This is a genomic window from Streptomyces sp. NPDC093085 (assembly GCF_040683935.1).
Taxonomy (GTDB): domain Bacteria; phylum Actinomycetota; class Actinomycetes; order Streptomycetales; family Streptomycetaceae; genus Streptomyces.
The window spans coordinates 98,403-123,672 of the sequence record NZ_JBFBFB010000007.1; the positions used below are offsets into that span (position 1 = coordinate 98,403).

The following is a 25,270-nucleotide window of genomic DNA, read 5'->3' on the forward strand; positions in this document are numbered from 1 at the left end:
GTCGGATGAAGCGGAGGGCCGGGCCCGGCGGGGTCCGGCCCTCCGACGTGCTCCGGTACGTCAGGCCGTGCCCCAGAGGCGGGCCCGCAGCGGCATTCCGGATCCGCCGCTCTCGCGGGGCCGGACGGCCAGGATCTGGTTGACGCCGATCCGGTTGCGCTCGAACGAGAGGGCGGACGCCGCCATGTAGAGGCGCCAGACCCGGGCCCGTCCGGCCGAGGTGGCCCGTACCGCCTCCGCCCAGTGCTCCTCCAGATTGGCCACCCAGCGGCGCAGGGTCAGCGCGTAGTGCTCCCGGATCGACTCGACGTCCCGGGCCTCGAAGCCCGCCTCCTCCAGGGTGGAGACGGTGCGGCCGAGCGGCGCGAGTTCGCCGTCGGGGAAGACGTACGCGTCGATGAAGTCGTCGACGCGGTAGTGCTCCTCGTCGGGCTCGGGGCGCCGGGCGATCTGGTGGTTCAGCAGCCGGCCGCCCGGCCTGAGCAGGGCGAAGAGGTCGTCGGCGTACTCGCGGTACCGGACCGCGCCCACGTGTTCGGCCATCCCGATGGAGGAGATCGCGTCGTACGGGCCGTCCCTGACGTCCCGGTAGTCCTGGACCCGGATCTCGATCCGGTCCGTCAGCCCCTCCTCCGCGATGCGCTTGCGGGCGAAGGCGGCCTGCTCCCGGGAGAGGGTGACGCCGGTGACCCGGGCGCCGTACCCGCGGGCCGCGTGGATCGCCATGGAGCCCCAGCCGCAGCCGACGTCGAGGAGCCGGTCGCCCTCCTGGAGGGCGAGCTTGCGGCAGATCAGGTCGAGCTTGTCGCGCTGGGCGTCTTCGAGGGTGAAGCCCTCCCCCGGCCTCCCCAGGGGGCCTTCGCGCCCCTCGTCCCAGTAGGCGCAGGAGTAGACCATGGAGGGGCCGAGGACGAGGGCGTAGAAGTCGTTGCCGACGTCGTAGTGGTGGCTGATGGCCTGCTTGTCGCGGCGCTTGGTGTGCACCGGGCCGCGCCTGCGCCGGATCTCCTCGGCGGGCGGGGCGGGCGGCGGCCAGGGCCCCGCGATCTCGACGAGGCCGCGGGCGGCGGCGCGCAGCCGGGGGTCGAGTACGGGGTGTGCGGCGGCCTTCTCCCCGGTCTCCGGGCCGTGCTCCCAGATGAGGCCGGCGAGCTGTTCGAGCGCGGCGTACAGGTCGCCGTCCACGTCGATCTCCCCGGCCACCCAGGCGCGGGCGAGCCCCAGCTCCCCGGGCTTCCAGAGGAGGCGGCGGAGGGCCCGGCGGTGCCGGATGACGAGGGTGGGCGCGCCGGGGGGACCTGCTTCGCTGCCGTCCCAGGCACGGATACGGACCGGGAGCGGGGCCCCCAGCAGCTCGTGGGCAAGCGTGGTCAGCCGCAACGCGGCGTCGGCCATGGCGTACACCTCCGTGGTGTGAACAACCGACATGCTCAACACCACGTAAACACCGCTGGGGTGGGGATGCAGTCCCGGACGCGGGCAATGAGACAGCAAAATTGCTGTATCCACCACGCACTTTGCCGGATCGGTGCCGCGCGCCGGCCCCCGGCACCGCGTCCCGGACCGCCCCCGGCACCGCCGCCGGGACCGCCGCCGGGACCGCCGCCGGAGAGATCCGGACCGGCCGCCCCGGGGATCCGGGCGATCCCGGAACCGGCCCCCCGCTGGTCCGTCGGAGCGACGGCAGCCGTACGGCGCGGGCGCGCACCGGGGGCCGCCCCGCCGCCGTAGCCCGTACCCGTCAGGCCCGTACGCGGGCGCGCGGAAGGGCCGTCCGCACCACGGATGGCGGACGGCCCTTTCCTTGCCGGTGTTCCGGTACGGCCCGGTGTTCCGGTACGGCCCTAGGAGGCCTTGGCCTTCTCGGGCGCGGCGGGCGCGGCCGAGGCGGCGGCGGGCGCCGGGGCGGGCTTCGCGGCCTCGTAGAACTCCTCGCGCGGCGTCTCCATGGCGCCGAGCGAGACGACCTCGCGCTTGAGGAACATCGCGAGCGTCCAGTCGGCGAAGACCCGGATCTTCCGGTTCCAGGTCGGCATGGCCAGGCCGTGGTAGCCACGGTGCATGTACCAGGCGAGCCGGCCCTTGAGCTTGATCTTCATCTTGCCCATGACGATCATCGCGACGCCCTTGTGGACCCCGAGACCCGCGACCGCGCCCTTGTTGCTGTGGCTGTACTCGCCCTGCGGGAAGCCGCGCATGCCCGAGATGACGTTGTCGCCGAGGACCTTGGCCTGGCGCAGCGCGTGCTGGGCGTTGGGCGGGCACCAGGCGTTCGGGTTGCCGGCCTTGCGGCCGACGACATCCGGGACCTGGGCGTTGTCGCCGGCGGCCCAGATGTAGTCGGTGCCCTGGACCTGGAGCTTCTCGTTGGTGTCCACGTGGCCGCGGGGGCCGAGCGGGAGACCGAAGCGGGCGAGCGCCGGGTTGGGCTTGACGCCGGCCGTCCACACGATGGTGTTGGAGTCGACCTCAAGGCCGTTGTTGAGCACGACGTGGCCGTCGACGCAGGAGTCCATGCCGGTCTTGAGGTAGACCTCGACGCCCCGGCCCTCCAGGTGCTCCTTGCCCCAGGTGCCCAGCTTCGGGCCGACCTCGGGGAGGATCTTGTCGGCGACGTCCACGAGCAGGAAGCGCATGTCCTCGCGCTTGACGTTCGTGTAGTACTTGGCCGCGTCGCGCGCCAGGTCCTCGACCTCGCCGACGGTCTCCGCACCGGCGAAGCCGCCGCCCACGAAGACGAAGGTCAGCGCCTTGCGGCGGACCTCCTCGTCGGTGGTCGAGTCGGCCTTGTCGAGCTGTTCGAGAACGTGGTTGCGGAGCCCGATGGCCTCCTCGATGCCCTTCATGCCGATGCCCTGGTCGGCGAGACCGGGGATCGGGAAGGTGCGGGAGACCGCGCCGAGCGCGATGACGAGGTAGTCGAAGGGCAGCTCGTACGACTCGCCGACGAGCGGCGCGACCGTGGCGACCTTGCGGTCCTGGTCGATGGTCGTGACTCGGCCGGTGAGCACCTCAGCCTTGGGCAGCACGCGTCGCAGCGGGACGACGACATGCCGAGGCGAAATGCTGCCGGCGGCGGCTTCGGGGAGGAAGGGCTGGTACGTCATGTACGACCGCGGGTCGACGACCGTGACGGTCGCCTCCCCGTACCGCATCTTCTTCAGAATGCGACGAGCTGCGTACAGGCCTACGTACCCACCGCCTACAACGAGGATCCTGGGACGCTCCGTGGTGCTCATGGCATCGAGTATCCACCCCCCTCCCAGGGGGTGCTCGTGAGCCCCTTCACAAGGTGCGACCCCCCTTGTGCTACACTCCGCCGCCCACGTGACCGAGGTCATGTCGTACGCGGGGAACCCGAGGCGGGGTTTGAACGTTGCCCACCCCTCGTGAGCAGGCCCGCAGCCCCGCTCAACCCCCCGATCCGGCCACCCACTTCCAGCCGCCGCCCCCACCCCGCCCCAGCCCGGTACAAGGGCGCACCGGGCCCGCGCTCCTGACAGCGCCTGCTGGACGCCGGGTACGGCGCCCAGCAGGGACGTTTTCCTTGTGAAGAAGTTCACGAACTTTTCCGGGCGGGGGTCGCCGCCGGGGTCAGAAGTCCGCCATCACCTTCTCGATCCACTCCTTGCTGTGGGGCACGCTGGCGTAGTTGTCGCCCCGGCCCCCGCACACCGGGTCGCCGTTGGAGAGCACACCCACCTGGTAGCGCTTCCCGTCCACCAGCTTGAAGAGCGGGCCGCCCGAATCGCCGAAGCAGGGGCTGCCGCTGCCCGTCCCGCCGGTGTTGACGACCGAGAGCGCCATTCCGCCCCAGGCGTCCTTCTGTATGCCGTTGTAGGTCAGCACCGCCCGCTTCAGATGGGTGGACGCGGCACAGTTGACGCAGGTGCGCCCCCAGCCGAAGGCGTAGGTGGTGGCGTGCAGGACCGGGTTGGCGGAGGCCATGCGGACCGGCTCCGCGTTCGCCGACCGCGTGAGCTTCATCATCGCGATGTCGTTGTTCGTCCGGACCTTCGTCAGGGAGACGTTGACGACACCGCCCCCGGTGGTCCGGTCCAGGCTCTTGACCCGCACCGAGAGCCGGCTGGCCGCGATCTTGCTCCCGGCCTCCGTCACGGCGCAGTGCTTCGCCGTCAGCACCCACCGGTTGTCGACGATGGATCCGGAGCAGATGAAGGAGCCGTCGAGGAGAACCGCGGCCATCCCCGCCGACGAGGTGGCATTCGTCCCGCCGACGATCTGCGCCTCGATGGGCCCGTCGTCATCGCCCGGGACCACCCTGTCCGGAGCGGCCCCTACGGTGCCCTCCTCGGCCACCGCCTCCTCGGCGACCGCCGGCCCCGCGCTCGCCCCGAAGGCCAGGACGGCCCCCAGCATGAGACCGGATATACGAAGGAATTTCGCGCGCACGTGTCTACCCCCTGTGATGGCGTTCGATGAAACGCCGGACTTTCCCCCGGTCCCGGTTCACCGCCGGACCGCGGGATTCGGCACGTTCATGACATTCCGGCGGGGTTTTCGCGCAGCACGGCCAGGCCTCCGAATGAGCCCGGAATTCCCCCCGGAAAAGCCGTCCACCCGGCAAACTCCAGGTGAAGGGAGGGTAATGCTTTCACGCGGATCACAGGGGTGTCCACAGAGAACTACAGCAACATCCGGGGGCCGGACCGGACCGGCCCCGACCGGCCCCGACCGGCTCAGGCCGGGTCCGCCGGGTCCGCCGGGTCCGCCGGGTCCGCCGTGTCCGCCGTGTCCGCCGCCTGGTAGGCGATCCCGTCCAGGATGTCGTGTTCGCTGACGACGACCTCCTGGGCGCCGGTGCGTTCCATGATGGCGAGGAGGACGAGGGCGCCGGCGCCGATGACGTCGACGCGGCCGGGGTGGATGACGGGGATCCCGGCGCGTTCCGCGTGGGTGGCGGCGAGGAGGTGGCCGGTGATCTCCTTGACCTTCTCGTACGGGATCCGGGAGCGGTGGATGGCCGCCGAGTCGTACCCCCGCAGGCCGAGCGCGATCGCGGCCACCGTCGTCACCGAGCCGGCCAGGCCGACCAGGGTGCGGGGCTCGCGGAGCGGAACGGTCTCCTCCGCCAGGTCGAGCGCGGCCTCGATGTCGGCGCGGACCGTGGCGATCGCGGCGGGCGTCGGCGGATCCAGGACGCCGTCCTCCCGTACCAGATGACGCTCGGTCAGCCGTACGCAGCCGATGTCCACCGACCGCGCGGCACGCACCCGGTCGTCCCCGACCACGAACTCCGTGGAGCCGCCGCCGATGTCCACGACCAGGTAGCTGTCCTGCCCGGCCAGTTCCTTCGTCGCGCCGGTGAAGGAGAACGCCGCCTCCTGGTCGCCGGTGATCACCTCGGGCTCCACGCCCAGGATCTCCGCGACCCCGCGCACGAACACCTCGCGGTTCTCCGCGTCGCGCGTCGCGGAGGTGGCCACGAAGCGGACCGCCCGCGCGCCGTGCCCGGCGATGACCTGCGCGTACTCCCGGCACGCCGCGAACGTACGTTCCAGCGCCTCCGGGGCGAGCCGGCCGGTACGGTCGACGCCCTGGCCGAGCCGGACGATGGTCATCCGCCGGTCCAGGTCGACCAGTTCGCCGCTCTCCGGGTCGACGTCGGCGACGAGCAGCCGGATGGAGTTCGTACCGCAGTCGATGGCCGCGACCCTGGTCATGACGGATTTCCTTCCGACGCCTCGGCGGCCCGGTCCGCGCACGGGGAGACACAGGGGCCCTTCGCCCACCACTCCGGGAGCATCGCCAGCGCCTCGTCACCCAGCGGGTTCACCCCGGGCCCGGCCGCCAGCGCGTGGCCGACCAGGACATGCAGGCACTTCACCCGGTCCGGCATGCCGCCCGCGCTGGGGAAGCCCTCCAGCACCTCGATGGCGTCGCGCCGGGCGAGATAGTCCTCGTGCGCGGCCCGGTACGCGGCGGCCAGCTCGGGGTCGGTCGCGAGGCGCTCGGTCATCTCCTTCATGACGCCGTTCGCCTCCAGCGTGCCGATGGCCGAGGCCGCGCGCGGGCAGGTCAGGTAGTACGTCGTCGGGAAGGGCGTGCCGTCGGGGAGGCGCGGGGCGGTCTCGACCACGTCCGGCTGCCCGCACGGACAGCGGTGCGCGATGGCGCGCAGGCCGCGCGGCGGGCGGCCGAGCTGTTCCTTGAAGGCGGCGACATCCGCCTCGGTGGGCTCGGTGCGTGCGGTCTGCGGAGGGGGCGTTCTCATGCCTGCCTTGGTTCTGCCGGTCGTACCGTCGTACGGAATGGTCGTGGAGGGTGGTAGATCGTCGTACTGGAGTCTGCCAGAGAGGGCGCGGGGCGTGTCGGCGTACCGGCGCACGGGGCACCGGGGGGCGTGCGGGGGCGCGTCAGCGCTCGGGGCGGTCCGCCTCGTCCACACCGTCCAGGACGTTCGAGTACCAGGGCCGGTCCGCCGCGCCCTGCTCGGCGCGCCGCTCCTCCGCCGCCTCCGGGTCGATGACGGTGAAACCCGTCTCCCCGGGCCGCAGATAGTGCAGGTGCTCGCGGGCCAGCCGCTCGATGTACGCGTCGTCCTGGAGCCGCGCCTTCTCGTCGCGCAACTCCTCCACCCGGCGCTGGGCCTCCTGGCTCAGCCGCTCCTGCTCGGCGATCTGGTTCCGCTGGGAGACGTACTCCCGCATCGGATACGCCAGCGCCACCACCAGGGTGCAGACGACCAGCGCGAGGAAGGCCGCCCGGCCGGTGAGCCGGGAGCGGCGGTCCTGGCGGCGGTTCTGCGAGCGGTAGACCCGGGCGGCGGTCTGCTCGCCGAGCAGCCGCAGCCTGGTCGAGGTGGAGAACCGGTCCCGGTTCCCGGCCATGGCCCGCCTCCGCTGTCTCGTGTCCGGTCGTATCCCGCCCGTACGTATGTACTTCTCGTACGGGCGGCACGTCCCTCTCGTACGGACGTCCCCGGATACGGTACGGGACCGCGGCCGGGGACGTACGGACGACGGGCGGACGGGCCGCCAGGACGAGGGGGACGGACGCCGCACGCCTCCGGGTTACGCGGAGTTATGCGGAACGCATCCCCTTAGTTGTTCGCGGAGCGCATCCTCTTAATCGTTCGCAGAGCGCATCCTCTTAATTGTTCGCAGAGCGAAACCGCGGGAAGGCGCTGCGGCCCGCGTACACCGCCGCGTCGTCGAGGATCTCCTCGATGCGCAGGAGCTGGTTGTACTTGGCGACGCGGTCCGAGCGGGCCGGGGCGCCGGTCTTGATCTGGCCGCAGTTCACGGCCACCGCGAGGTCGGCGATGGTGACGTCCTCGGTCTCGCCGGAGCGGTGGGACATCATGCACTTGAAGCCGTTGCGCTGGGCCAGCTCGACCGCGTCCAGGGTCTCGGTGAGCGAGCCGATCTGGTTGACCTTGACGAGCAGCGCGTTGGCCGAGCCCTCCTCGATGCCCCGGGCGAGGCGCTCGGGGTTGGTGACGAAGAGGTCGTCGCCGACGATCTGGACCTTGGCGCCCAGCTTGTCGGTGATGATCTTCCAGCCGTCCCAGTCGTCCTCGAAGAGCGGGTCCTCGATGGAGACGAGCGGGTAGGAGGCGACCAGCTCCTCGTAGTACTCGGTCATCTCGGCGGCCGAGCGCGTCTTGCCCTCGAACTCGTAGGAGCCGTCCTTGTAGAACTCGGACGCGGCGACGTCGAGCGCGAGCGCGATGTCACGGCCGGGGACGTACCCCGCCTCGTTGATCGCTTCGAGGATGAGGTCGAGCGCGGCGCGGTTGGACTCCAGGTTCGGCGCGAAGCCGCCCTCGTCGCCCAGTCCGGTGGAGAGGCCCTTCTGCTTCAGGACCTTCTTCAGCGTGTGGTAGACCTCGGCGCCCCAGCGCAGCGCCTCGGAGAAGGACTCCGCGCCGATCGGTGCGATCATGAACTCCTGGATGTCGACATTCGAGTCGGCGTGCGAGCCGCCGTTCAGGATGTTCATCATCGGAACGGGCAGCAGGTGCGCGTTCGGGCCGCCCAGGTAGCGGAAGAGCGGGAGGTCGGAGGCCTCGGAGGCGGCGTGCGCGACGGCGAGCGAGACGCCGAGGATGGCGTTGGCGCCGAGCGAGCCCTTGTTCTCCGTGGCGTCCAGGTCGATCATCGCCTGGTCGATCAGGCGCTGCTCGGTGGCGTCGTACCCGACCAGCTCGGGGCCGATCTGTTCGATGACGGCGAGGACGGCCTTCTCCACTCCCTTGCCCAGGTAGCGGCCGGCGTCCCCGTCACGGAGTTCTACGGCCTCGAACGCACCGGTGGAGGCACCGGAGGGAACGGCAGCACGGCCGGTGCTGCCGTCGTCGAGGCCGACCTCGACCTCGACCGTGGGGTTGCCTCGGGAGTCCAGGATTTCCCGGGCTACGACGACGTCGATGGACGGCACGAGCATCTCCTTCTGGGATGTGACGCGTGGTGCAGGGTCTCTTTGGCCTTGCGCCATGAGCCTAACCGGCTCCGGGCGGTGGACCAGCCCGTGCCCGCCCCGTAAGACGCGGGCCTGTCGTCCGGACAGGCCCGCGATGCGGCGTCTCCCCGGTGGGGCCCGGCCCGGCACGTCCGGGGGTGACGCGCCGGGCCGGCGGGAGGGGTCAGCTCAGGTGGAGCCGCTGACCCGGGTAGATGACATCGGCGTCACGGACGATGTCCTTGTTGAGGTCGAAGATCTTCTTCCAGCCGCCCTTGACCTTCTGGTCGAGGGCGATCTTCGAGAGGCTGTCGCCGGACTTGACCGTGTACTCGCCGTCGCCCTTCTTGATGGTGAAGGGGCGGCTCCGGTCGCGGGAGGCCGGCTGGGCGGCGTCGCGCGTGGAGCGCTGGCTCGGGGTGTAGCTCTGGGAACCCTGGGACTTCTGGGAGTTCTGGTAGTTCTGCGACTTCGTGGACTTCTGGGTGCCGGAGTAGCCGGAGCCCGAGGAGTTGCCGGAGCTTGCGGAGCCGGAACCGGAGCCGGAGCCGGACGAGCCGCCGTTGTACGAGGCGCCCGAGAGGTTGACGCCACAGCTCGGCCAGGCGCCCTTGCCCTGGCCCGCGAGGACCTTCTCGGCGACGGCTATCTGCTGGGACTTGGAGGCCTGGTCGGCGCGGGCGGCGTAGGCGGTGCCGCCGTACGCGGCCCAGGTGGAGCTGGTGAACTGGAGGCCGCCGTAGAAGCCGTTGCCCGTGTTGATCGCCCAGTTGCCGCCGGACTCGCACTGGGCCACCTGGTCCCACTCGGAGGCGGTGGCGGCGGAGGCCGCGGAGGCGCCGAGCAGGGGGGCGGCGACGGCGGCACCGGTGATGCCGGCGAACGTCACGTAGCGAACGGCCTTGGACGGGCGGCGGTGCTTGGACTGACCGGAACGCAGCAGCATGGAACACATCTCCTCACCGACGCCTACGAGGTGAGCTGTCGGGTTCGGGCCAAGGAGTCGCCCGGCCGTGTGCTCGCACACACGGCTTCACCCCGAGCCGGACGCCGGACGTCTCTCGACGACCGGGCCCGGCGAAGAACCAATGGGTCCCCCGCTCCTGCCTTCGGCGCTTGAAGCGACGACTACTCCCCCCGGCCGACGGCAGGATTCGGCGTGACGGTCGAGGAGGCCCGCGGTGCGAGCGGTTCAGACCGTAATCACAGCCCTGGCGGTTGTTCAAAGAAGCACATCCGGCATAAAACGCCCTTACCTCCTCCGACGGACAATACGTTTCCGCAGGTGAGAGGCGGGTTGGCCCAACCGGCGGGGCGAACAGCCCGAGTTGCGGCAAAGAGACCCTTGTCTCACTTGCCCAGAAGGGGACATACAGGAGCCAATTGACCGCGTCCCGGGGCCGGATCGAAGGCTCTGGCCAGGACGGACGCGGCGGCGACGGCGTCAACGGGGCAGCGTTCAAAGGGCGTCGCCGGCCGGGCCGCCGGGGCCGGCCGGGCCGTACGCCGGGTACGCCAGGCAGCCGCGCCCGCGCTCCGTCCCCGGACGGGCGTACCGGTCGGGCGCACAGGGAGGCCGGACGGAGGGCGGCCCGGCGCGCGCCCGGAGGCCGCCGGGTGCCGCCCGGAGGCCGCCGGGTGCCGCCCGGGCGCGGTCGGGTGCCGCCCGGGCGGGGTCGGGTGCCGCCCGGGCGCGGTCGGGGCGCCGGCGGGGTGCCGGCGGGGCTGCCGGCGGGGCTGCCGGCGGGCGGCACCCGGGCCCGCCCGGGCGAGCGCGTTCGGAGACGGCCACGGAGCCGCCGTGACCCCTTCCGCGGATACGGATACGGGCCCGGCCCGCCCCTCCTGGGGGTGCGGACCGGGCCCGTACGGGACCGTGAAGGGGACCTGGGATCAGGGAAGAGGAGAGACGCGGGGGCCGGTCAGACCCAGCCGCCGGAGACCTTCTGACCACCCGTCGCCAGCGAGAGGTGGTTGCCGACCGTGTTGGCGACGCGCTCCACCTCGCGCTCCACGCCCGCAGCGACCGAGCCGGCGTCCCGCCCGCCGCCCGCGTCGCGCGAGGCACGGCTGTCGTCGTCGCGCCCGTACGACCCGTCGCCCGGCGTGGCGCTCTCGTCGGCGGCCTGGCCGCGGTGCTTGCCCGAGCCGTCCTTCCCTTCGGACTCCTCCGCACCGGAAGCGGAACCGGTCGGTCCGGGGGCCGGGGTGGTGGCCGTCCCGGAGGGCTCCGTGCCGTCCGTACCGCTGCCCGTGCCCGTACCGCTGCCCGTGCCTGTCGAGGCGTCACCGGAGGGCGAGGTGGAGGCGGAGGGGTCGGCCGAGGGGGACTGGGAGCCCGAGCCCTTCTTCCCGTCCAGGGCGTCGGAGACCGCGCCGCCGACCGAGCCGAGCAGCCCGGAGACGGTGGCGCAGCTTCCCCACGCCTGCGCGCCCTGGGCGGCGAGCACCTTCTCGGCGACCACTATCTGCTGCGACCGGCTGGCGAGGTCGGGGCGGGCGGCGAACTCCGCGCCCCCGAAGGACTCCCAGGTCTCCTGGGACATCTGGAGCCCGCCGTAGAACCCGTTGCCGAGATCGGCGCTCCAGGCGCCGCCGCTCTCGCACTCGGCCACGCTGTCCCAGGTGGAGTTGTCCGCGGCGTTCGCGGCGCCGGCGCCGAGCAACGGGATCGCGATCGCGGATCCGGCCACCCCGGCGGCGACGAGAAGAGCAGGGGCCTGACGAGGTCGACGGTGTCGGCCGTTCCCGGACATGCGGTTGCCTTCCGTGTGACTGTTCATTCAACTCCGGCATGGTGTTGCCGGGTCGACGTGAACGTAGCGTTACTCGAACGCTTGTCACAAGTCGATGCAGCGGAGATCACGCAAAAGTCACAGCATTGACGATGCGTCAGGAAATTATCGGCCGGACAATGGCGTGAATCGCACCGGAAGTGTGCGCAATCCCCGCATGATGAGCCCGCCCCGCCAGCGCAAATCGGAAACATCTTCCGAAAGCCGCACATCGGGGAGACGGGTCAGCAGGGTGGCGAGCGCGGTGCGCCCCTCCAGGCGGGCGAGCGGCGCGCCGAGGCAGTAGTGGATGCCGTGCCCGTAGCCGAGGTGCTGATTGTCACTCCGGGCGAGGTCGAGGGTGTCGGCGTCCGAAAAGCGCGCCGGGTCGCGGTCGGCCGCCGCCAGCACCACGAGTACGGGGTCACCCGCCGCGATCCGCTGTCCGCCGAGCGTCAGCGGCTCGGTCGCGTAACGCCAGGTGGCCATCTCCACCGGCCCGTCGTAGCGGAGCAGTTCCTCGACGCCCGTCGCCAGCAGCCCGGTCTCGCCGGCCGCGAGGGAGCGCTGGAGCCGCTCCCTCTGCGCCGGATTTCTTATGAGCGTGTGCATGCCATTACCGATGAGATTCACCGTCGTCTCAAATCCGGCGAACAGAATGATAAAGGCCATGGCCGCGGCTTCGTTCTCGGACAAATGCTCGCCGTGATCGCTCGCCCGGATCAGCCCGGAGATCAGGTCGTCGCCCGGATTCTCTCTCTTACGGTGAATAAGGTCGGCCAGATAGCCGCGCATCTTCTTCACCGAACGGGCGACACCGCCCCGCGGGCCGCCGGCATGCCGGATCATCATGCCCGCCCAGTCGCGGAAGTCGTCCTGGTCCTCCGGCGGTACGCCGAGCAGATCGCAAATGGCGTAGATGGGGAGCGGGAAGGCGAACTCGTGGATCAGATCGGCGCTGCCGCGCTCCGCGAACCCGTCGATCAGCCGGTCCGTCAGCTCCTGCACGCGCGGGGCGAACTCCGCGACCCGGCGCGGCGTGAACGCCTGGGAGACCAGCCGCCGCAGCCGGGTGTGGTCGGGCGGGTCGATATTGAGCAGATGCGTCATCAGCTCCGCCTTGCGCTCCCCCGGGATGCCCGTTCTGCCCCGGGTGTGCTCGGGGCCCGCGTGGTGCGTCGGGTTCTTGGAGAGCCGGGCGTCGGCGAGCGCCTGCCGGGCGTCCCCGTACCGGGTCACGAGCCATGCCTCGACCCCGCTCGGCAGCTCGGTGCGGTGGACGGGGGCGTGCTCGCGCAGCCAGGCGTACGCGGGGTAGGGGTCGGTGGCGAACTCCCAGGTGAAGAGGGAGGGAGCGGCGCTGTTCCGGGCGCACTTCGCGGCGCTGTTCTGGGGGTTCTCTGACGCATCGGACACGCCCCCGACCGTAACCGCAGGGGAAGGGGAGGAGGACGGCGGCCGCCCGGGGGTGTCCGGCCCCCTCCCCCGCCCCCTCCCCCTTCCCCGCCCCGGGTCACGAGCGCTCGGCGGCGAGGATCCTGTCCCTATATACCCGCGCGGCGGAGCGCAGCGCGGTCTCCGGGTCGACGCCCGCCCGTTCGGCGCGTACGGCGAGGGCGAGCAGTTCGTACCCGATGGACGCGCCGCCGGTCGGGTCGGCGGCCGGCCCGGCCTCGGGGAGCGGGACGTCCAGCCCTGCGTTACGGACACGGGCGGCGAGCTTGGCGGTGAGGGCGAGCCCCGGCTGACCGAGTGGTACGCCGTCGGTGACCGACGCGCGCCGCTTCTCGACCGCTTTCATCCGCAGCCACTGGGCCTGGACCTCTTCGGGGGTGTCGGCGCGCGCGTCCCCGAAGACATGGGGGTGGCGGTGGATGAGCTTCTCGACGATCGTGCCCGCGACGTCGTCGATGGAGAACGCGCCGCTCTCGCCGGTCTCATCGCCCCCGCCGGTCTCATCGCCCCCGCCGGTCTCGTCGCCCTCGTCGGTCTCTTCGCTCTCGTCGCTCTCGGCCTGAGCGCCGTTCCGGGCGTCCTCGGCGATACGGGCGTGGAAGACGACCTGGAGGAGAACGTCCCCCAGCTCCTCGCGGAGTTCGCCGGCGTCGCCGTCCTCGATCGCCTCGACCAGTTCGTACGCCTCCTCGATGGCGTACTTCGCGAGCCCCTTGTGGTCCTGGCCGGATGCCCAGGGGCACTCGTTCCTGATCCGGTCCATGACCTGGACGAGGTCGAGGAGGCGGGCGCCCGGCAGGTCGTACGAGCCGGGCAGCAGCTCCAGGTCCGGCATCTGGACCCGGCCGGAGCCGGCCAGCCTGGCCAGGTCGTCGGTGAGCCGGGCGTCCGTACCGTCGCCGGCGGCCGACGGGACGACCACGACCGTACGGCCGCCGGCGCACTCCTCCACCAGCTCCCGCGCGCCGGGCGCCGCCTCCTCGACGGTGACGCCCGCCTCGCGGAGATACGGGAGCTGCGGATGGGCCCCGTCGGAGCAGAGCACGCGGTCGGCGGAGCGCAGCGTCTCCCAGGCCGGCCAGGAGAGCAGCCCGGGGGCGACCCGGTGGCTGGCGGTCAGCAGGACGATACGGCCGGGAGGTGCGGGGGCTTCGTCAGTCACCTCTCGAACCTACCTCCGCCCGGGACCCACCCGGAGTGCGGGCCCCGGGCGGAAGCGGTTCCGGCGGAGGGGATCCGGCGGAAGCGGTTCCGGGCGGAAGGGATCCGGTGGCCCGGGCGGCTCAGGCGTCCGTGGGCTGCTGCTCCGGGGCCTGGCGGGTGACCTGGGTGATCCACGGGGTCTTGGTCTCGCCGAGCCGTACCTGCTGGTAGTCCCAGCTCCCGTACCGCGGGTTGACGTCGATGCCCAGCCCCTTCGACGTCTTCGTCAGGGCGGCGAGGACCTTCTGCTGCCCCTCCGGCGTGGAGGTGTTGGCGCCGAGCGCCTCCGCGACCTTGTTCAGCAGCACCTCGCGGCGGATCGCGGAGTCGATCTGCCCGGCGGAGAGCGCGCCCTGCTGGAGCAGCATCGCGGTGAACCGCTGCTCCCCGCCCGACTGGGCGGCGGCCTGGGCGCGGGTGTCCTGGATCTCCTTGCGGCTGACCGCGACCCCGTTGTCGTCGGCGGCGCGCTGGAGGACCCGGTCGAAGATCATGCCGTTCAGCTTGGCCTGGCTGAGCTGCGATGTGTCCCGGATGAGCTGGTCCGCCTCGGGCGTGGCCCGCTGTGCCTCGCGTACGTCCCGTACCTCGGACTGGAGCGCGGAGACCTCGATCCGCTCTCCGCCGACGACCGCCGCGGCTCCGGGGTGGGTGTTTCCGCCGCAGGCGGTGAGCAGCGGCGCCCCGGCGAGGAGGGCGGCGGACAAGGAGAGCGCGGTGCGACGGCGGCGGTGCAAAGGGGGCCTCCCGGTGATTGTGCTTCGATGCACAAGACCTTGCGGTGATCGATGGTAGGCAGTGGACGTGGTAGGGGCTACTGCCTGGACCAACGATTCAACGATTCACCGGGAGATTGGGGTACGCGGCCGATTCGGCCCGGTCCGCGCCGTCCCCTCCCCGCGCCCGGTCCCCGTCCCGCGCCCGGTCCGCGTCCCGCGCCCGGTCCCCGTCCCGCGCCGGGTCCGTGTCCCTCGCCCGGTCCGTGTCCCCGGTCCGTACGGATTCGCCGGGGAGCATGATCGCGCGGGAGACGAGGAAGGTGACCGGGACGGCGCCGGCCGCGGCGAGCAGCGGGGCGTACCGGCTGCCGAGGTGCAGCAGGTCGACCAGGCCGTAGACGCCGACCGTGGTGAGCAGGAGGTTGGCCGCGTTGGTGAGCGGGAAGAGGAGGAACTTCCGCCAGGTGGGCCGGGTGCGGTAGGTGAAGAAGCTGTTGAGGAAGAACGAGCCGACCATGCTCAGCCCGGACGCGGCGAGATGCGCGGCGACATAGGGCAGCCGGGTCAGCAGCAGCAGGTAGAAGGCGTAGTACGTACCGGTGTTCGCGGCACCGACGAGCGCGAAGCGGACCATCTGGCTACGGATCGTCATCCGCGTACGTACTCTCCTCGCCTCCTGGTGGGACCGACCGGTCCGCACCAGGAGGAGTGTGACACAGCGGTCGCGGCGGTCAGCCCCCGCACTGCTCCCGCATGGTGACCTTGTCCGGCTCGGTCACCGGCAGTTCGTACTTGATGGCGACCTGCGCCACGCGTACGGCGTACGAGCAGCGGATCTCCTTGTTCGGCGGCAGCCAGGAGGCCGGGCCCGAGTCGCTCTTGGAGCCGTTGGTGGGGCCGTCCACCGGGATGAGGTTGAGCGGGTCGTTGGCGATCTGCTTCCGCTTGTCCTCGTCCCAGCGGGACGAACCCATCTGCCAGCTGTAGGAGAGCGGAATCACATGGTCGATCTGGACCTTGGCCGCCGCCTCCTTGCGCCACTCGATCTTCTCGCCCGTGTAGGGGTCGTCGAGGGTCATGGAGATGACGATGCAGTCGGAGCCGGAGCGGTACTTGAGCTCCTTGCCGTCCCGGGCGAGCAGGTCGTTCCTGGTGTCGCAGCCGTTGCGGGCGAAGGGCACGCCGTCGGCGGTGTCCATCCAGGCGTAGCCGAACTTCTTCCGGTCGTACCCGGTCTTGGGCCCGCGCCCCTTGGTGGTCACCTGGTCGATGACCTTCAGGCCGGCCTTCTTGTCCGCGTCGGAGGTGAGGGGGGCCAGCCCCGGCTTCGTACCGTCCGGGTTGACCAGCGGGCTGACGCCGAACGTACCGGCGTCCGCGCCACCGCCCGCCGCGCCGCTCGCCGTGGCGCTCGCCGACCCGGTCGGGGTGGCGCCGGACTCCACCTCGCCGCCCTGGCATCCGGTGAGGGCCAGTACGGAGAGGGCGGAGAGGGCAACGGCCCCACCACGGAGGGAGGTTCGGACTATATGTTCATCAACTCTGCTCACCTGAGCACCTTAACGTCTCCGAGGAGCCTCCTGGCGTTCCGCAATATCATCTGACGGAGCGTCAGGAAGCGCCGGGGAGCGCCCGGGATCACAGGGGGGTGGCAGGGGTGGCAGGGATGGCAGGGGGTGGCGCGAGGCGGCCGTAACCCAGGAGCGGCGGCCGTCACACAGGAGTGACCGTCACCCCAGGATCGTCGTCAGGAACTCCCCCGTCCACGCCAGCAGCTCCCGCCCCACCACCGGCTTTCCGCCGATCTTCCCGGTCGTCGGGCGCGGCACCAGGATCTGCCGTACGGCCGGCTTGACGACCGTCCGGGGGTGGAGCCGCTTCAGCCGCAGCTCCTGCGACTCCCGCAGTTCCACCGGCGCGAAGCGGATGTTGGAGCCCTGGAGGACGATCTCGCCCACCCCGCACGCCCGCGCCAGCATCCGCAGCCCCGCCACCAGCAGCAGGTTCTCCACCGGCTCGGGCAGCTTGCCGTACCGGTCGGTCAGCTCCTCCCGTACGGCGGCGATGTCGGCCTCCGTGTTCGCGGAGGCGATCGAGCGGTACGCCTGGAGCCGCAGCCGCTCCCCGGGGGCGTAGTCATGCGGGACATGCGCGTCCACCGGGAGTTCGATCTTCACCTCCAGGGGGGCCTCCTCCTGCCGGCCGCCCTCCAGCGCCGCCCGGTAGTCGGCGACCGCCTCGCCCACCATCCGTACGTACAGGTCGAAGCCGACGCCCGCGATATGGCCGGACTGCTCGCCGCCCAGCAGATTGCCCGCGCCCCGGATCTCCAGGTCCTTCATCGCCACGTACATGCCCGCGCCCATCTCGGTGTGCTGCGCGATGGTCGCCAGCCGCTCGTGCGCGGTCTCCGTGAGCGGCTTCTCCGGCGGGTAGAGGAAGTACGAGTAGCCGCGCTCGCGCCCGCGCCCGACCCGGCCCCTGAGCTGGTGGAGCTGGGAGAGGCCGAAGTTGTCGCCGCGCTCCACGATCAGCGTGTTGGCGTTCGAGATGTCGATGCCGGACTCGACGATCGTCGTGGAGACGAGCACGTCGAACCGCTTCTCCCAGAAGTCGACCACGACCTTCTCCAGCGCCGCCTCGCCCATCTGCCCGTGCGCCGTCGCGATCCGCGCCTCGGGGACGATCTCGCGCAGCCGGGCCGCCGCGCGGTCGATCGACTCGACGCGGTTGTGGATGTAGAAGACCTGGCCCTCGCGGAGCAGCTCACGCCGTACCGCAGCGCCGATCTGTTTCCGCTCGTACGGTCCGACGAACGTGAGCACCGGATGGCGCTCCTCGGGCGGGGTGGTGATCGTGGACATCTCGCGGATGCCGGTGACGGCCATCTCCAGCGTGCGCGGGATGGGCGTCGCCGACATGGTCAGCACGTCGACGTTGGCGCGGAGCTTCTTGAGCTGCTCCTTGTGCTCGACGCCGAAACGCTGCTCCTCGTCGACGATGACCAGGCCGAGGTCCTTGAACCGGGTCTCGGAGGAGAAGAGCCGGTGGGTGCCGATGACGACATCGACGGAGCCCTCCCGCAGCCCCTGGAGGGTCGCCTTCGCCTCCGCGTCCGACTGGAAGCGGGAGAGCGCCTTCACGGAGACCGGGAACTGCGCGTACCGCTCGGAGAACGTCCCGAAGTGCTGCTGGACGAGGAGGGTCGTCGGGACGAGGACGGCGACCTGCTTGCCGTCCTGGACCGCCTTGAACGCCGCCCGCACCGCGATCTCCGTCTTGCCGTAGCCGACATCGCCGCAGATCAGCCGGTCCATCGGGACCGTCTTCTCCATGTCCTCCTTGACCTCGGCGATGGTGGAGAGCTGGTCGGGCGTCTCCACGTACGGGAAGGCGTCCTCCAGCTCGCGCTGCCAGGGGGTGTCGGGGCCGAAGGCGTGGCCGGGGGCGGCCATGCGCGCCGAGTAGAGCTTGATCAGGTCGGCGGCGATCTCCTTGACGGCCTTCTTGGCGCGTGCCTTGGTCTTCGTCCAGTCGGCGCCGCCGAGCCGGTGCAGGGTGGGGGCCTCGCCGCCGACGTACTTGGTGACCTGTTCCAGTTGGTCGGTCGGGATGTAGAGCCGGTCGCCGGGCTGGCCGCGCTTGGCGGGCGCGTACTCGACCAGCAGATACTCGCGGGTCGCGCCCTGCACCGTACGCTGCACCATCTCCACGTACCGGCCCACGCCGTGCTGTTCGTGGACGATGTAGTCGCCCGGCTCCAGCGTCAGCGGGTCGATGGTCTTGCGGCGCTTGGCGGGCATCCGGGCGCCCTCCTTGCCCGCCGCCTTCTGCCCGGAGAGGTCGGTCTCGGTGAGGACGGCGAGCCGGAGCGCCGGGTCGACGAAGCCGTGGTCGAGCGAGCCGCACGCCACATGGACGACGGACGGGTCGATCGACGCGAGCCCGCCCTCGCTGCGCGCGCCGGGGGTGTCGAGGCGGGCGGCGATGCCCTCGGCGCCCAGCACCTCGACGGTACGGGAGGCGGTGCCGTGGCCCTCGGTGACGAAGACGGCGCGCCAGCCGTCGGCGAGCCACCCCTTGGTGTCGGCGAGGGCGCGGGCGGTGTCGCCCCGGTACGACTCGGGGGCGTGCATGCCGAGGGTGATGGTGTCGTCCCCGAGGGCGTCGCCCAGCTCCTCGTCGACGGCGAAGGGGGAGACGGACCACCACATCATGCCCAGCTCGCGGGCGCGGTCCCGGACATCGGCGACCGACCAGAGGGAGGCGGCCCCGACATCGATGGGCGCGGCGCCCGCACCACTGTCGCTCTCCTCCTTGCCGCCGTCGGCCATGGCGCTGGCGGCCCAGGAGGCGGCCAGGAACTCCTGGCTGGTGGCGACGAGGTCGGCGGCCCTGGTCCGTACCCGCTCGGGGTCGCAGACCAGCGCCATGGCGCCGGCGGGGAGGACGTCGAGCAGCAGCTCCATGTCGTCGACGAGGACCGGGGCGAGGGATTCCATGCCCTCGACGGCGATCCCCTCCGCGATCTTCCCCAGCAGGTCGGCGAGGCCGGGGTGCGCCTCGGCGAGCGCGGCGGCCCGCTCCCGTACGTCCGGAGTGAGCAGCAGCTCACGGCAGGGCGGGGCCCACAGGCCGTGCTCGGCGACCTCCAGGGAGCGCTGGTCGGCGACCTTGAAGTAACGGATCTCCTCGACGTCGTCGCCCCAGAACTCCACCCGCAGGGGGTGCTCCTCGGTGGGCGGGAAGACATCCAGGATGCCGCCGCGCACGGCGAACTCGCCGCGCTTCTCGACCAGCTCGACCCGCGCGTACGCGGCGGCGGCCAGCGCCTCGGTGACCTCCCCCAGATCGGCGCTCTGCCCGCTGCGCAGGGCGACGGGAACCAGCTCGCCGAGCCCCTTGACCTGCGGCTGGAGCACGGACCGTACCGGCGCGACGACCACGCTGACCGGCCCGGCCGCGGGGTCGTCGGCGACGGGGTGCGCGAGCCTGCGCAGCACGGCGAGCCGCCGCCCGACGGTGTCGGACCGGGGCGAGAGCCGCTCGTGGGGCAGCGTCTCCCAGGACGGGTACTCCACGACGGAGTCCGGGTCGAGCAGGGACCGCAGGGCGGCGGCCAGATCCTCGGCCTCCCGCCCGGTCGCGGTCACGGCCAGCACGGGCCGCCCGGCCTCGCGCGCCAGCGCTGCGACGGCGAAGGGCCGGGCGGCGGCAGGACCGACGAGATCGACGTGACTGCGGTGGCCGCCGGCGGCGGCCTTCACCGCTTCGGCGAGCGCCGGGTCCTTGATAACGGCGTCGAGCAGACCGTGCAGGCTCATGAAGGGGATTCCATCCGGGTCCGGGGTGGGTTCGCGGGTCAGTTCGTAGGTCAGCAGTCAGCAGGTCTTCGTGGATCAGCGAGTCGGTGAGCGGTGCACCACGCGCATCGCCCCGGACAACACGAAGGGCCCGACACGTCGCACGGGCCGGGGGTTCTCCAGCGTACGACGCCGGTACGACAGCGGCGGCCGGAGTACAGGGGCGGGGAGGGCGGCGGGGAGGCGGGACGGAGCTTGGCGAGAAGTCGCCTCCGGGAGGCGTTGCGCACGCTTCGTCACCGTCAGTAAAATTTGTTCACGCAGGGCAAGGTACGCCCGACTCTTCTGGGGGTTGAGATGGTTCGTCCGTGGGAAGCGGACCCGTCCGCGTTATTCGAGCGGCGGCTCGGCAAGACGGCGCAGGAGCTGGGAAACTCGAAGGACAGAACAGACTGCCCGGATATATGGCAGCTCAACAACGGCGATATCGCCATCATCGGCCGTGATCTCACAGAAGCCTATGCGACACATCTTCCCACCGGGGTCTCCCTGGCGGCTGACGAACGTCTCGTCGTCATTCCCGGAAACATGCTCAGCGCGGCGAAAAGAGATATTCCTGATGCTTGACCCGAAAGTTCCGATGCTCACCCCGGAATTGGGTGAGCGTCTCGTCAGCAAGGACTACAAGCAGGACTTCAGGGAGCGCGAAGCCCTGATCCACGACGGCGCCTCGTGGAAACTGGAGCGGCGCCAGTACTTCGAGGAGCAGAACGACCCCAGCAGGGACGCCCTCACCCGTGGCGACTGGTCCGAGGTGCTCCGGCTCTTCGCCGCAGACCGCGACATCGTGTTGGCCGACGCCCAGAAGGACCAGAGCCGAAGGTACATCTTTCACCGGGTGCGCATTGTCGAATATCCCATCACGCCGTATGTGCAATGGGAATTGCACTGGTTACACCAACATGCCGACCTGGGTGCGAGCCGCGTCCGCATCGTCACCGCCGACAGAGTCTCAAATGCCGAGAAAGAGCAGCAACTCCCGGAAATCCTGGTGGTCGGCAGCCGGACCCTGTACAACACCCTTTACAGCGACAGCGGGCGCCCCTTGGGTGCGATTCGCTACACCGACCAGCAGCAGGTCGACGCCTGGGAGCACTACATCACCTCGCTCTACGAAGTGGGCGAGGACATCGCCCCGTACTTCGCCCGCGAGATCGCGCACCTGCCCGCCCCGCCCGCCGTTCCCTCCCCCTCTCCTTCCCTTTCGTCCTCCCCCCTCCCTCGGCCGGAGTGAATCATCGACCAGCGCAACGAATCCAACGGCAACGCATCGGCCAACGACCTGTCGGGCACGTCCCACGATGTCGTGCAGGCCGGAAGTGTCACCGGCGGTGTCCACTTCCACCGGCAAGGAGCACCCGGAAGGGGTGAAGCCGGACACGAGCGCCCGGTGCCCCGGCAGTTACCCGGTGACGTCCACCGGTTCGTCAACCGCACCGCCGAACTGGGGCAGCTCAACGCCGTACTTCCCGCCGAGGACGGCGCTCCCGTCGTCGTATCGGTGTACGTCGTCGCGGGTACCGCAGGCGCCGGCAAGACCTCGCTCGCGCTGCACTGGGCGCACCAGGTCCGCGACCGCTTCCCGGACGGCCAGCTCTACGTCAACCTGCGCGGGTACGACCCCGGGCCGCCGCTCGGCGCGCCGGAGGCCCTGCGGGGTTTCCTGGCGGCGCTCGGGGTGCCCGCCGACTCCGTACCGCAGGATCCGGAGGCGGCGGCCGCGTACTACCGTTCGCTGCTCTCCGACCGCAGGATGCTGGTCGTGCTGGACAACGCGGCCACGTCCGCGCAGGTCCGTCCGCTGCTGCCGGGTTCCCCGCACTGTCTGACGCTGGTCACCAGCCGCAGCAGGCTCTCCGGGCTCGCGATACGCGACGACGCGCGCCGGCTGACCCTCGGCACCCTCCCCGAAGCGGAGGCCGTCGCCCTGCTGCGCGCCGTGACCACCGGCTACCGCGCCGAGGACGACCTGCGCGAGCTCGCGGAGCTGAGCAGGCTCTGCGCGGCGCTGCCGCTGGCCCTCCGCATCGCCGGGGAGCGCGCGGCGAGCAATGCGCATCTGCGCCTGGCCGATCTGATCGCCGAGCTGCGCGACGAATCCGCCCTCTGGGACGCGCTCAGCGTCGGGGACACGGAGGAGGCCGAGGCGGTACGTACCGTCTTCGCCTGGTCCTACCGCGCCCTGCCCGCCCCTGCCGCGACGCTCTTCCGCCACCTCGGTCTCCACCCGGGCCCGGAGTTCGGCCTGCCCGCCGCCGCCGCGCTGGCGGGGCTGCCCGCCGTCCGGACCCGGCAGCTCCTGGACTCCCTTGTGGGCGCGCACCTGCTGGAGCAGACGGGGCCCGACCGGTACCAGTTCCACGACCTGCTCCGCGCGTACGCCGCCGGGCCGGCGCAGCAGGAGGGGCCGCCGGAGGACGGGCGGGCCGCGCTCCGCCGCGTACTGGTCTGGTATCTGCGGACGGCGGAGGCGGCCCGGCGCGTCATCGCCCCCGATGAGGAAGCACTTCCCCTTACGGTGCCTGAGCAGGAGCCGCAGGAAGGCGCACGGCCGCCGGCCTTCCCGGACTACGACACGGCGATGGACTGGGCGGAACGCGAACACACAAACCTCCGGCATGCGATCGGCGCCGCCGTCGCCGCTCAACAGGATGTGCTGGCCTGGCAGTTGGCTCACCTCCTGTGGTACGTGCAGTCGCCGTCCACGGCCATGGCCGACTGGCTGAGCGCGGGCACCACCGGGCTGGAGGCGGCTCGCCGGCTCCGCGACTCCGCCGCCGAAGCTCGCCTGCTCACCTGTCTTGGTCTGGCGCATCACCGGATCAACGCATGGGACAAGAGCCTGGAATGCCACCAGCGGGCCCTGACGATCCACCGGGCCGACGGCGACCGCCTGGGCGAGGCCGACTCACTGAACCTGATCGGCCTCATCGAACTACGCCGCCGCCAACTCGACTCCTCCGCCGCGCATTTCGGGGCAGCGGCGGAACTCTGGCGAGCGGCGGGCTCCGAGCGCTGGGCCGCCTCCGCCCTCTCCAACCTCGCCACCACCCACTACAACGCGGGCCGTCTGGAGCAGGCCGCCAGCCATGTCGAGGAGGCCCTGGCCGCCCATCGCGCGCTCGGCAACCGGGGCAGTGTGGGGAACGCGCTGCGCATACTGAGCTGCCTCCAGCGCGAGACGGGTGAGCCGGAGGCGGCGCTCCGTACGGCCGAAGAGGCCCTGGACATCGCTCTTGCCCTGCGCGACCACATCTATGAGGGCTACTGGCTCCTCACCCTCGGCGACGCCCAACGCGAACTGGGCCGCCTCGCGGACGCGCTCGCCTCGTACCAGCGCGCCGCCGAACTCCACCGGCGTCTGGGCAACCGCAGCCGCGAGGCGCTCTCCTGGCTCGGGACCGGCCGGACGTACGAGGTCCTGGGCCGGGCGGAGGAGGCGGCCCACTTCCACCGGATGGCCGCCGCCGCCCATGGCGAACTCGGCGACGCCTGGCACGAGGCCCTGGCCCTGGATGCCTTGGCGACGGCGCTGGACGCGAGCGATGCCGCCGCCGACGACGCCCTGCGGCACCGCACCCGGGCGCTGGACCTGCTCACCCCGTACGAGGACCCCCGGGCGGCGGCCCTACGCCGACGGCTGGCGGGAGCGAGCCCTTCGGAGACGAGCCTTTCGGAGACCGGCCCTTCGGAGACCGGCCCTTCGGGAGCGAGCCCTTCGGGAACCGGCCCTTCAGGGACCGGCCCTTCGGGGGCGGGTGGTTGACGGGGCAGCAGCTCTCATGGCCGTACGACCCGCTCGATGAGGGCCTGCCAGCTGTCGGCCAGGTGGAGCCCGGCGGCGGGCGGCAGCGGTGTGGCGGGGGCCCGTTCGGAGAAGTAGAGCAGCAGCGGGCCCTCCAGGGCGGCCGCGAGCTGGAGGGCGAGGCTGTCCGGCTCGGGCAGTTCCGGGCAGGCCTGGCCGAGGAGTACGCGGACATGGAGCCGGGTCATGTTGACCTCGCCCTCGGGCACCGGCTGGCCCGGGTCGAGGGCGGCCCGTGCGATGTCCTGGTGGTGGAGGAGGAAGGGGATACGGGCGCGGCCGTAGGCGATCAGGCGCTCCACCGGGCCGGCGCCCGGTCCCAGCGGCGGGGGGCCGGACATCACCTGCTCCTGGAAGCGGCTCTCGTCGTCCTCCAGCAGGGCACGGAAGATGCCGGCGCGGCAGCCGAAGCGGCGGAAGACGGTGCCTTTGCCCAGGCCTGCGCGTTCGGCCAGGGCGTCCATGGTCACCCGTGCCACGCCCTGCTCCGCGATCATCTCGCGCGCGGTCTCCAGCAGGCGTTCGCGGTTGCGTGCCGCGTCGGCGCGTTCGGCGCGGGGCTTTCCGAAAGGCACTAAAGAGGGGGCCACGGAGGCCAATCTACCCCCAGGGAATATAAGCGGGGTGAAGTCCGCTTACGCTGAAGGAGCCGCGCCCCGGGATCACACATCCGGGCCGAGGCGCTTGTCCGTCATGCCCTCATACCCGCGACCACCGCGCCGCCGCACCAGCTCATCAGCGCCCCGGCCCGTTCCGTCGGCGCACCACACCGTCGCGGGCCATACGCCTTAAGGACCACCTCATGAACCTGTTCCGCCTGGACGCCAGCATCCTCCCCGGCAACTCCGCCAGCGCTCAGCTCGCCGACGCCGCCGAGGCCGAGTGGACCGCCGCACACCCCCAGGGCACGGTCACCCGGCGCCACCTGGGCACCGACCCGCTGCCCGCCGACGCCTGGGCACTGGCCACCACCGCCTCGTTCACCCCGGAGGCCGACCGCTCCCCGGAGCAGCGCGAGGCGCTCGCGCTCGCCACGGCGCTCGCCGAGGAGCTGCGGAGCGCCGACACCGCGATCCTGGCCGTGCCGCTCTACAACTACGGCGTCTCCCAGCACTTCAAGACCTGGGCCGACCTGGTCATCGCGGGCTCGGACAACCCCACGGAGCCGCTTCTGAAGTCCACCCCCACCGTGCTGGCCACCACCCTCGGCGGCGGCTACGGCCCCGGGACCCCGCGCGAGGGCTGGGACCACTCCACCCCGTACCTGGAGCGCCTGCTCGGTGACATCTGGCAGGCCGAGCTCACCGTGGTCAAGCGCGAACTGACCCTCGCGGCGACCAACCCCGCCATGGAGAGCCTGCGCCCCCTCGCCGAGGACCACCACACCCAGGCCCTCACCGCCGCCCGCGAAGCGGGCCGCGCCCTCGCCGGGATCTGATCGGCCGGACGCCCCCGGCCGGACGCCCCCGGCCGGTCACTCCGGGGGCGTCCCCAGGAGGGCGAGCCGGCGGCCCGAGGCGATCCGCA

The 25,270-nt window shown here is 71.5% G+C and carries 19 protein-coding genes, 1 pseudogene and 1 riboswitch; of the genes and pseudogenes, 4 read left to right on the plus strand and 16 right to left on the minus strand.

Going from position 1 to position 25,270, the window contains the following annotated elements; genetic code table 11:
- Window positions 1-60: 60 nt before the first annotated feature.
- The 15 genes and pseudogenes from AB0O07_RS21095 to mfd all read right to left on the minus strand — a co-directional run bounded on the left by AB0O07_RS21095 (window position 61) and on the right by mfd (window position 19,899).
- The gene (locus AB0O07_RS21095) at window positions 61-1,395 is read right to left on the minus strand and encodes a cyclopropane-fatty-acyl-phospholipid synthase family protein (RefSeq protein ID WP_365635788.1); all 1,335 of its coding nucleotides are present in this window, start codon (window positions 1,393-1,395) and stop codon (window positions 61-63) included.
- A gap of 449 nt (window positions 1,396-1,844) precedes the next feature.
- Entirely contained in the window at window positions 1,845-3,239 is a 1,395-nt protein-coding gene (locus AB0O07_RS21100; protein WP_365635466.1) for an NAD(P)/FAD-dependent oxidoreductase, read from the minus strand.
- Window positions 3,240-3,594: 355 nt separating this feature from the next.
- Window positions 3,595-4,380: a trypsin-like serine protease gene (locus tag AB0O07_RS21105; protein WP_365635468.1), complete on the minus strand. Its 786-nt coding sequence runs from the start codon at window positions 4,378-4,380 to the stop codon at window positions 3,595-3,597.
- 320 nt (window positions 4,381-4,700) lie between these two features.
- On the minus strand, window positions 4,701-5,684 hold the full coding sequence (locus AB0O07_RS21110) for a Ppx/GppA phosphatase family protein (RefSeq protein ID WP_365635470.1): 984 nt from the start codon (window positions 5,682-5,684) through the stop codon (window positions 4,701-4,703).
- Window positions 5,681-6,235, minus strand: coding sequence for a DUF501 domain-containing protein (locus AB0O07_RS21115; RefSeq protein WP_365635472.1), 555 nt, complete (start codon window positions 6,233-6,235; stop codon window positions 5,681-5,683). Before AB0O07_RS21115 ends, AB0O07_RS21110 begins: the two co-directional genes overlap by 4 nt.
- Before the next feature lie 142 nt (window positions 6,236-6,377).
- Window positions 6,378-6,851, minus strand: a complete 474-nt coding sequence (locus tag AB0O07_RS21120; protein WP_365635474.1) for a septum formation initiator family protein — start codon at window positions 6,849-6,851, stop codon at window positions 6,378-6,380.
- Between the two features lie 262 nt (window positions 6,852-7,113).
- The gene (eno, locus tag AB0O07_RS21125) at window positions 7,114-8,409 is read right to left on the minus strand and encodes a phosphopyruvate hydratase (protein WP_365635476.1); all 1,296 of its coding nucleotides are present in this window, start codon (window positions 8,407-8,409) and stop codon (window positions 7,114-7,116) included.
- 199 nt (window positions 8,410-8,608) lie between these two features.
- A complete protein-coding gene (locus AB0O07_RS21130; RefSeq protein ID WP_365635790.1) occupies window positions 8,609-9,367 on the minus strand; it encodes a transglycosylase family protein in 759 nt (252 codons plus the stop codon).
- A gap of 8 nt (window positions 9,368-9,375) precedes the next feature.
- Window positions 9,376-9,549, minus strand: a riboswitch (cyclic di-AMP (ydaO/yuaA leader).
- Window positions 9,550-10,346: 797 nt separating this feature from the next.
- Window positions 10,347-11,180 (minus strand): transglycosylase family protein, encoded by an 834-nt coding sequence (locus AB0O07_RS21135; protein ID WP_365635478.1) that lies wholly within the window; start codon window positions 11,178-11,180, stop codon window positions 10,347-10,349.
- Between the two features lie 144 nt (window positions 11,181-11,324).
- Window positions 11,325-12,614 carry a cytochrome P450 gene (locus AB0O07_RS21140; protein ID WP_365635480.1) on the minus strand — a complete coding sequence of 430 codons (1,290 nt, stop codon included), beginning with the start codon at window positions 12,612-12,614 and terminating at the stop codon, window positions 11,325-11,327.
- A gap of 97 nt (window positions 12,615-12,711) precedes the next feature.
- Window positions 12,712-13,815, minus strand: coding sequence for a MazG family protein (locus AB0O07_RS21145; protein WP_365635481.1), 1,104 nt, complete (start codon window positions 13,813-13,815; stop codon window positions 12,712-12,714).
- Between the two features lie 121 nt (window positions 13,816-13,936).
- Complete coding sequence (locus tag AB0O07_RS21150; protein WP_365635483.1) at window positions 13,937-14,593, minus strand: SurA N-terminal domain-containing protein; 657 nt, start codon at window positions 14,591-14,593, stop codon at window positions 13,937-13,939.
- A 274-nt stretch (window positions 14,594-14,867) separates the two neighbouring features.
- Window positions 14,868-15,227, minus strand: a pseudogene (locus AB0O07_RS21155) (GtrA family protein); the annotation flags it as partial.
- 79 nt (window positions 15,228-15,306) lie between these two features.
- Entirely contained in the window at window positions 15,307-16,125 is an 819-nt protein-coding gene (locus AB0O07_RS21160; protein ID WP_365635485.1) for an HNH endonuclease family protein, read from the minus strand.
- 180 nt (window positions 16,126-16,305) lie between these two features.
- Entirely contained in the window at window positions 16,306-19,899 is a 3,594-nt protein-coding gene (mfd, locus tag AB0O07_RS21165; RefSeq protein WP_365635487.1) for a transcription-repair coupling factor, read from the minus strand.
- A gap of 336 nt (window positions 19,900-20,235) precedes the next feature.
- Between mfd and AB0O07_RS21170 the strand changes: the two genes are divergently transcribed.
- From AB0O07_RS21170 to AB0O07_RS21180, 3 genes are all read left to right on the plus strand, one after another.
- Window positions 20,236-20,505, plus strand: coding sequence for a hypothetical protein (locus AB0O07_RS21170; RefSeq protein WP_365635792.1), 270 nt, complete (start codon window positions 20,236-20,238; stop codon window positions 20,503-20,505).
- Entirely contained in the window at window positions 20,498-21,172 is a 675-nt protein-coding gene (locus AB0O07_RS21175) for a DUF6879 family protein (protein ID WP_365635489.1), read from the plus strand. The genes AB0O07_RS21170 and AB0O07_RS21175 overlap by 8 nt, the downstream gene beginning before the upstream one ends.
- Window positions 21,173-21,328: 156 nt before the next feature.
- Window positions 21,329-23,704, plus strand: coding sequence for a tetratricopeptide repeat protein (locus AB0O07_RS21180; RefSeq protein ID WP_365635491.1), 2,376 nt, complete (start codon window positions 21,329-21,331; stop codon window positions 23,702-23,704).
- A gap of 14 nt (window positions 23,705-23,718) precedes the next feature.
- Here AB0O07_RS21180 and AB0O07_RS21185 read toward each other — a convergent pair whose 3' ends face one another.
- Window positions 23,719-24,333, minus strand: coding sequence for a helix-turn-helix domain-containing protein (locus tag AB0O07_RS21185; RefSeq protein ID WP_365635492.1), 615 nt, complete (start codon window positions 24,331-24,333; stop codon window positions 23,719-23,721).
- A 212-nt stretch (window positions 24,334-24,545) separates the two neighbouring features.
- Here AB0O07_RS21185 and AB0O07_RS21190 point away from each other — a divergent pair, with 212 nt between their 5' ends.
- A complete protein-coding gene (locus AB0O07_RS21190) occupies window positions 24,546-25,181 on the plus strand; it encodes an NAD(P)H-dependent oxidoreductase (protein ID WP_365635494.1) in 636 nt (211 codons plus the stop codon).
- Window positions 25,182-25,270 lie beyond the last annotated feature (89 nt).

What these genes read in the sequence shown, in the direction of transcription:
- AB0O07_RS21095 (WP_365635788.1), bottom strand. Translation starts at nt 1,395, where the DNA reads ATGGCCGACGCCGCGTTGCGGCTGACCACGCTTGCCCACGAGCTGCTG.
- AB0O07_RS21100 (WP_365635466.1), bottom strand. Translation starts at nt 3,239, where the DNA reads ATGAGCACCACGGAGCGTCCCAGGATCCTCGTTGTAGGCGGTGGGTAC.
- AB0O07_RS21105 (WP_365635468.1), bottom strand. Translation starts at nt 4,380, where the DNA reads ATGCTGGGGGCCGTCCTGGCCTTCGGGGCGAGCGCGGGGCCGGCGGTC.
- AB0O07_RS21110 (WP_365635470.1), bottom strand. Translation starts at nt 5,684, where the DNA reads ATGACCAGGGTCGCGGCCATCGACTGCGGTACGAACTCCATCCGGCTG.
- AB0O07_RS21115 (WP_365635472.1), bottom strand. Translation starts at nt 6,235, where the DNA reads ATGAGAACGCCCCCTCCGCAGACCGCACGCACCGAGCCCACCGAGGCG.
- AB0O07_RS21120 (WP_365635474.1), bottom strand. Translation starts at nt 6,851, where the DNA reads ATGGCCGGGAACCGGGACCGGTTCTCCACCTCGACCAGGCTGCGGCTG.
- eno (WP_365635476.1), bottom strand. Translation starts at nt 8,409, where the DNA reads ATGCTCGTGCCGTCCATCGACGTCGTCGTAGCCCGGGAAATCCTGGAC.
- AB0O07_RS21135 (WP_365635478.1), bottom strand. Translation starts at nt 11,180, where the DNA reads ATGTCCGGGAACGGCCGACACCGTCGACCTCGTCAGGCCCCTGCTCTT.
- mfd (WP_365635487.1), bottom strand. Translation starts at nt 19,899, where the DNA reads ATGAGCCTGCACGGTCTGCTCGACGCCGTTATCAAGGACCCGGCGCTC.
- AB0O07_RS21170 (WP_365635792.1), top strand. Translation starts at nt 20,236, where the DNA reads ATGGTTCGTCCGTGGGAAGCGGACCCGTCCGCGTTATTCGAGCGGCGG.
- AB0O07_RS21175 (WP_365635489.1), top strand. Translation starts at nt 20,498, where the DNA reads ATGCTTGACCCGAAAGTTCCGATGCTCACCCCGGAATTGGGTGAGCGT.
- AB0O07_RS21190 (WP_365635494.1), top strand. Translation starts at nt 24,546, where the DNA reads ATGAACCTGTTCCGCCTGGACGCCAGCATCCTCCCCGGCAACTCCGCC.